At 72.2% G+C, this 6943-nt stretch carries 5 protein-coding genes; 3 read left to right on the top strand and 2 right to left on the bottom strand.

Features of this window, described 5'->3' with window-relative positions:
- Positions 1 to 196: 196 nt before the first annotated feature.
- Both AB0F15_RS37955 and AB0F15_RS37960 read right to left on the bottom strand, forming a co-directional pair.
- Positions 197 to 409 carry a DUF5988 family protein gene (locus tag AB0F15_RS37955; RefSeq protein WP_026468007.1) on the bottom strand — a complete coding sequence of 71 codons (213 nt, stop codon included), beginning with the start codon at positions 407 to 409 and terminating at the stop codon, positions 197 to 199.
- Positions 410 to 460: 51 nt separating this feature from the next.
- On the bottom strand, positions 461 to 1240 hold the full coding sequence (locus AB0F15_RS37960; protein WP_360281417.1) for an alpha/beta fold hydrolase: 780 nt from the start codon (positions 1238 to 1240) through the stop codon (positions 461 to 463).
- A gap of 174 nt (positions 1241 to 1414) precedes the next feature.
- On the opposite strand from AB0F15_RS37960, the gene AB0F15_RS37965 reads away from it, so the two are divergent.
- From AB0F15_RS37965 to AB0F15_RS37975, 3 genes are all read left to right on the top strand, one after another.
- Positions 1415 to 4390 (top strand): amino acid adenylation domain-containing protein, encoded by a 2976-nt coding sequence (locus AB0F15_RS37965; RefSeq protein ID WP_360281419.1) that lies wholly within the window; start codon positions 1415 to 1417, stop codon positions 4388 to 4390.
- 25 nt (positions 4391 to 4415) lie between these two features.
- Positions 4416 to 5576, top strand: coding sequence for a hypothetical protein (locus AB0F15_RS37970; protein ID WP_360281421.1), 1161 nt, complete (start codon positions 4416 to 4418; stop codon positions 5574 to 5576).
- Positions 5577 to 5757: 181 nt separating this feature from the next.
- Positions 5758 to 6792 carry a GDP-mannose 4,6-dehydratase gene (locus tag AB0F15_RS37975; protein ID WP_360281423.1) on the top strand — a complete coding sequence of 345 codons (1035 nt, stop codon included), beginning with the start codon at positions 5758 to 5760 and terminating at the stop codon, positions 6790 to 6792.
- Positions 6793 to 6943: the final 151 nt, after the last annotated feature.

Consider the following 6943-nt stretch of genomic DNA (forward strand, 5'->3'; position numbering starts at 1 on the left):
CTGCACCCCCCGTACGCCGGGCCGCCGGGTTCGGTGCCGGGTGTGGTTACTTTACGTACATCCCCATTTTAAAGGCGGGGGGGTGGCCCCTGGCGAAGGGGCACCGCCACGGCTTTTCCATTGGGGGGCGTGAGCGCGTGCTCTCCGGTGGCGATCCGGGCGAGCCGGTGAAGGGAGGACCGGCCCGCCCGGGGTTTCACTCGGCGACGCGAGTGCTGCCGCACCAGCGGAAGACGGCGGCCTCGGCCCCGTCCACCACCGAAAACTCGCCGTCGTGGCTGAAGTGCTCGTAGCCCGCTCCGTGCGGGATCTTCAGCTTCTCCTCGAGCCCGGTGGTCACCTCGCGGGTCCGATCGTTCGCGGGCAGGCCGGCGGGCCCGCCGATCAACGTCGCTTTCCTGGCCGACACAGCGGATACCTCCTCGTTGCGGTGATGGACGGTCGCCGGGCCCGGCGTGGGTCAGGCCCGGACGGCGTGGGTGGCGGCGACCCGGGCCAGCTCGGCCCGCAAGCGCGTCAGCACGTCCGCCGAGTGCTCCACCAGGAAGAAGTGGCCGCCGCGGTAGACGTGCATGGCGAAGGCGCCGGTGGTGTGCTGCCGCCACATCCGGGCTTCCTCGGCCGTCACCTTGGGATCGGTGTCGCCGATGAAGACGGTGACCGGGCAGGGCACCAGCCGGTCCGGCGGGCAGCTGTAGGTTTCGATGGCGGTGAAGTCGCCCCGGATGGCGGGCAGCGCCATCCGGCGGATCTCCTCGTCGTCCAGCAACGCCGTGTCGGTGCCGCCGAGCTCCTGGACCTCGGCGATGATGCCGTCGTCGCCGAGCAGGTGCACGAACTCCTCGCGGACGGTCGCCGGGCCGCGGCGGCCGGACGCGACCAGCGACGCCGGTGCGCCGCCACCCGCGGCCGCCAGGCGGTGCGCCACCTCGAAGGCGAGGATCGCGCCCATGCTGTGTCCGAAGTAGACGGTCGGCATCGGCGGCAGACCGCCCAGCACGGCGGTCAGCCGCGCGGCGTACTCGTCGACGGACCGGATGACCGGTTCCCGGCGCCGGTCCTGCCGTCCCGGGTACTGCAGCGAGATCACGTCCGCAGCGGGCGCCAGGGCGCGCGCCACCGGCTGGAAGAAGCTCGCCGCGCCACCCGCGTGCGGGAAGCAGACCAGCCGGGCCGTCGCGTCCGGCGTGCCGGCGAAGCGGCGGATCCAGAGTGCGGCTTCGGTTTCTGAGATGTCCACTTCGGAAGGGTAGGTCGTGGCTCGGGCGAGAAATCCCTAGACAGCGGCGGTCCGGCCCCGCGCGTGTCTGCTTCCGGGACTTTTCCTAGAAGTGCGCCGATTTGTTGTGACGGCCGATTCCGGGCTGCAGACTTCGACCCGGAGTTGTCGACTGAAGCGGGACGGAGCACGGCGATGACCGATCGTCTACCGGAAGACGCCGCCTTCACGCGGCTGGTGTGCCCGATCGAGCAGTGGTTCCTCGGCTTCCCGGCGAAGATGTCACCGGTCACGAACTTCTGTGTCGAAGGCGCCGGCCGGCTGGACGCCGAGAGCCTGCGCCGCGCGGTGGCCGTCGCTTCCGAGGCGTGCCCGGGCGCCCGGCTCGTCCGCCGCGGTCGCCGCTGGGTCGACGGGGGTGCCGACCCGGCCGTCAAGGTGGTCTCCGGCGTCGCGGACCCCTGCGCCGCGCCCGAACTGCGCTCGCCGCTGCCCAACCGCTCCGGCGCGAACTGCGAGGTGCTGCTGCTCGACGGTCCCGAGCCGACCGTGGTGCTGCGGGCGAGCCACGTGGTGATGGACGGGCGCGGGCTGATCCTCTGGGCGCGAGACGTGTTCCGCGCCCTGCGTGGGGAGGAACCGGCCGGCGCGCGGTCGACCGGGACCGTGCTGGACCTCGACAACCCGTTCTACAGCCGGGCCGGCCAAGCCGAGGCGGCCACCAAGGTGCCGTCCTTGCTCGGGATCCCGCCGCGCGCGGACATCCGCCGGCAGCTGTGGCGGCGGCGGACGGTCGACGGGAACTTCCCGGCGTTGAGCGCCAAGCTGGCCGCCGCGGTGACCGCGTTCTCCGGCCGGTCCACCGCGCCGATCCGGTTTCCGCTGGACCTGCGCCCGTTCCACCCCGAGATCCGGTCCACCGGCAACCTGTCGCTCGTCCTGTCCCTGGACGTGGCGGCCGCCGACTCGTGGGAAGAGATCTACCAGCGGCTGCTGGCCGCGCTGAGCGACCAGGACGGCCGGGTCTCGGCCCCGGACCCCAGCATCCTGAAGGCGCCCGTCCCGCTGCTGCGGTACTTCATCCGGCGGGCCGAGCGCTCGGCCCGCCGGGAGGACCGGTTCAGCGCCACGGCCAACGTGAACAACCTCGGCCGGGTTCCGGCGGAGTGGTTCCACACCGGCACGTTCGAGGCCGCCGGCGCGTACATGGTGTCGCCGATGGAGCCGGCCACGCCGGTGTCCGTCGTGGCGACCGAGGGCAACGGCCGCACCGACCTCACGGTGGCCTGGTGGGACGGCCCCGGCATGTCCGAGCGGGTGGACGCCCTGCTCGACACCGTCGGCGAGGCGCTCGCTCCGGCCGTCCACCGCGAGCAGGGCCGGCTGACGTCCGCGGCGCTGCCGGATCCGGGCCCCGGAATCGTGGACCGGTTCCTGGAACAGGTCCGCCGCCGTCCGGACGCGATCGCGGTGAGCGCGTCGGACGGCGAGGTCACCTACGCCGAGCTGGACCGGCGGATGCGTGGTGTCGCGAAGTCCCTGCGGGAGCTGGGAGTCGGCCGCGAGGACGTGGTCGGGCTGCTCGCGGACAAGACCGTGGACGCCGTCGCCGGAGCGTGGGGCACCCTGATGGCCGGCGCCGCGTACCTGCCGATGGACCCCCAGCATCCGGACGCCCGCATCCGGACCCTCCTGGCCGACGCGAAGGCCGCGGCCTGCCTGGTCACCCGGCCGCACGACCGGCGCGACCACCGCCCGGACGGCTGTGCCGGGCTCGTGCTCGACGACCTGCCGCGCGACGCCGACCTGGAGCCGGCCGCCCCGGCGCCCGGCGACCTCGCCTACGTCGTCTACACCTCGGGTTCGACCGGCCGGCCCAAGGGCGTCGAGGTCGAACACCGGAGCATCGCGGCGTACGCGACCTGCGCGACGAAGGAACACGGCATCGGCCCGGCCACCCGGCTGCCGCTGCTCTGCTCGCTGTCTTTCGACCTGGCGCAGCTCTCGCTGATCCTGCCCCTCACCGTCGGGGGCACGCTGCAGCTGCTGCGCGACGAGATCAGCCACCTGGGCCTGCAGGAGGTCCTCGACGCCGGGGCCACGACGCTCTCCCTCACACCGTCGCACCTCGACCTCATCACCCGCCTGGAGCTGCGGCCGGGGGCGGTGCGGACCCTGCTGGTCATCGGCGAGCAGTTCACCCGCGGGGTGGCCCTGCGCGCCCGGCAGGTGTTCGGGCCGGACTGCCTGATCACCAACATGTACGGACCGGCCGAGGCCACCATCGGCGTCGGGTACCACGACTTCGACGCCGACCGCGACGAGGGCGCGGCCGTGCCGATCGGCGTGCCGTACGACGGCGTCACCTACCACGTGCTCGACGCCGGCCGGGGTTACGTCGCCCCCGGCGAGCCCGGCGAGCTGTACATCGGCGGCAGCCAGCTCGCCCGGGGCTACCGGGGCCGGCCTGACCTGACGCGCGAGCGGTTCGTCCGGCTGGCCGACGGCAGCCGGGTCTACCGCACGGGCGACATCGTGCGCCGGCTGCCCGGCGGCGGCCTGGAGTTCTGCGGGCGGATCGACGACCAGCTCAAGGTGCTCGGCCACCGCATCGAGCCCGCCGAGATCGCGCAGACCATGGAGACGCACCCGGCCGTGTCCGGCGCCGTGGTCGTCGCGCGCTCCCGGCCGGGAGCGCGCGACAAGACGTTGTGCGGGTACGTCACCGCCGCCGACGGGCCGATCGACATCGGCGAGCTGACCGGCTACCTGGCCGAACAGCTGCCCGGCTACCTGGTGCCGGCCACGATCGTGCCGGTCGCGGAGTTCCCGCGCTCGATGAACGGCAAGATCGCGACCGCGTCGCTGCCGGACCCGTTCGGGGCCGCGAAGCCGGTGGCCGGCGGGGCGCTCGAAGGCATGGAGGACACGGTGGCGCGGATCTGGTCGCAGGTGCTCGGCGTCGAGGTCGACCGCTTGCACGGCGCCAGTGACTTCCACCGGCTCGGTGGCGACTCGCTGTCGCTGATCACCATGGTCGCGCAGGTCGCCCGGCACGCCACGGGTCCGGACGGTGAGCGCGCGTTCGTCAGCCGGCTGCCCGAGATCATCCGCCGGACGACCGTCGAGCACGTGGCCGAACTGGCTGTGCAGGCTCGGGCGGGGCAGTGAAATGAGCATCGGAACAGGTACTGACATGAGCACTGACACCGGTTTCAGCCGCCCGATCGACCCGATCGAGTGGTGGTTCCTGGGCTTTCCGCGCAAGGTGTCGGCGGCGTTGAACCTGTGCGTCGAGGGCACCGGGCACATCGGCCCGGGAGAGCTGCGCCGCGCGGTGGCGGTCGCGTCCCGGGCCTGCCCGGGCGCCCGGCTCGTCCGCCGCGGCCGCACGTGGGTGGACAGCGGCGTCGCGCCGGCGGTGACGGTGGCGCACGGGCTCCCGGCCGACGCGCCCGAGCTGCGCACTCCGCTGCCCGGGCGAGCGGGCCGCACGTGCGAGGTGGTGCTGTTCGCGGGGGCGCAGCCGACGGTGGTGTTCCGGGCCGGGCACGCCGTGATGGACGCACGCGGGTTGCTGTGGTGGGCCCGTGACGTGTTCCGGGTCCTGCGCGGTGAAGAACCGGCCGGAGCCCCGTCGCCTGCCACCTTCGAAGACCTCGACGATCCGCTCCACCGGCAGGCCGGCGAAGCCGGATCCGATGCCGGGATGCCCGCCCTGCTCGGGATTCCGCCGGGGGCGGACCTGCGCCGGCAACTCTGGCGGCGGCGCACGATCGAGGGCACCGTCCCGGCGCTCGAGGCGCGGCTGGCCGCGGCGCTGGTGGAGCTGTCCGGCCACCCCGTGGCCCCGGTCGGCTTCGTCGTCGACGTGCGCCCCGGCCACCCGGAGATCCGGTCGACGGGCAACCTCTCGCTGGCTGTCTCCCTGGACCTGCGGGCCGGTGACTCCTGGCCGGAGGTGGACCGGCAGCTGGCCGACGCGCTCGCGGACCGGACCTGCCGGGTCGACGCGCCGGGCGCGGAGATCCTCAAAGCACCGCTGCCGCTGCTCCGCCACATCGTCCGGCGGGTCGACCGCAGCGCGCGGCGGGACGATCGGCACAGCCTGCTGGCCGAGGTGTACCACCTGGGCCCGGTGCGGCCCGGGTGGTTCCACACGGACGGTTTCACCGCGGCCGCCGGGTACGTGCTGTGCCCGATGGAGCCCGGCGCCGCCTTGTCCGTCGTCGCCACCGAGGGCGACGGCCGGACAGACTTGACCCTGTCGTGGTGGGACGGTCCCGGGATGGCCGAGCGGGTGGACGCCCTGCTCGACCGGCTCGGCGCGGCCCTGGTGCCGCAGGAAACCGGCTGATGCGTTCGCGGAACCGTTGACCCGCAACGCCGATCGAGGGATCGGCCTGGCAACTCTCGGAAATTCCCCAGTACCGCTTCGAGTTCGATTGACACCTGGTTCGACCGGCTGCGACGGTCGGACCGGAGCATGAGATCCGAAGCCCGCTGTCCGGCTCGTCGCGAAGAAAGGGGTGCGGCGCATGACCAAGCGCGCACTGATCACCGGGATAACCGGGCAGGATGGCTCCTACCTGGCCGAACACCTGCTCGAGCAGGGATACCAGGTGTGGGGGCTCATCCGGGGCCAGGCGAACCCCCGGAAGTCGAGGGTGAGCAGGCTGCTGGGTGACGTGACCTTTGTGGACGGTGACCTGATGGACCAGGCCAGCCTGGTCTCCGCCGTCGACGCGGCGCAGCCGCACGAGGTCTACAACCTCGGTGCGATCTCGTTCGTGCCGATGTCCTGGCAGCAGTCGGAACTCGTCACCGAGGTCAACGGCATGGGCGTGCTGCGCATGCTGGAGGCCATCCGGGTGGTCAGCGGGCTGAGCGGCTCCCGCACGCCGACCGTGGAGAACCAGATCCGGTTCTACCAGGCGTCCTCCTCCGAGATGTTCGGCAAGGTGGCCGAGACCCCGCAGCGCGAGACGACCACGTTCCACCCGCGCAGCCCGTACGGCGTGGCCAAGGCCTACGGGCACTTCATCACCCGGAACTACCGGGAGTCCTTCGGGATGTACGGGGTTTCCGGGATGCTGTTCAACCACGAGTCACCCCGGCGCGGCGCGGAGTTCGTGACCCGCAAGATCACCCTGGCGGTGGCCCAGATCAAGCTCGGCCTCCAGGACAAGCTGCGCCTCGGCAACCTGGACGCGGTACGCGACTGGGGGTACGCCGGTGACTACGTGCGCGCCATGCACCTGATGCTGCAGCAGCCCACGGCGGGCGACTACGTGGTCGGCACCGGCAAGATGCACTCGGTCCGGGACGCGGTGCGGATCGCTTTCGAGTGCGTCGGCCTGGATTGGCGCGACCACGTCGTGATCGACCCGGCGCTGGTGCGGCCAGCGGAAGTGGAGACGCTGTGCGCGGACAACACCCGCGCCCGCACCGAACTCGGCTGGGAGCCCGAAGTGGACTTCACCCGGCTGATGCAGATGATGGTGGAGTCGGACCTGCGGCAGGCCGAGCGGGAGCGCGAGTTCGGCGACCTCCTGGTGTCGGCGGGCTGGTAGCCCTCCCGTCGATTTCCCTTGAAAAGCACGAACCCCACGGGGTTCGTGCTTTTCGCTTTTCCGGCATTGTCCTGGCACTACTAGGGATTTACCGATCCACCGGCGAGTGAGACTCCTCCCATGGCGTTCGCCGCGACGGATGGGTTGAGCT

The sequence above is a fragment of the Amycolatopsis sp. NPDC026612 genome, assembly GCF_040638285.1.
GTDB lineage: Bacteria > Actinomycetota > Actinomycetes > Mycobacteriales > Pseudonocardiaceae > Amycolatopsis.

Bases quoted from the DNA above. Each gene is read 5' to 3' on its own strand.
- AB0F15_RS37970 (WP_360281421.1), top strand. From the start codon at position 4,416: ATGAGCACTGACACCGGTTTCAGCCGCCCGATCGACCCGATCGAGTGG.
- AB0F15_RS37965 (WP_360281419.1), top strand. From the start codon at position 1,415: ATGACCGATCGTCTACCGGAAGACGCCGCCTTCACGCGGCTGGTGTGC.
- AB0F15_RS37975 (WP_360281423.1), top strand. From the start codon at position 5,758: ATGACCAAGCGCGCACTGATCACCGGGATAACCGGGCAGGATGGCTCC.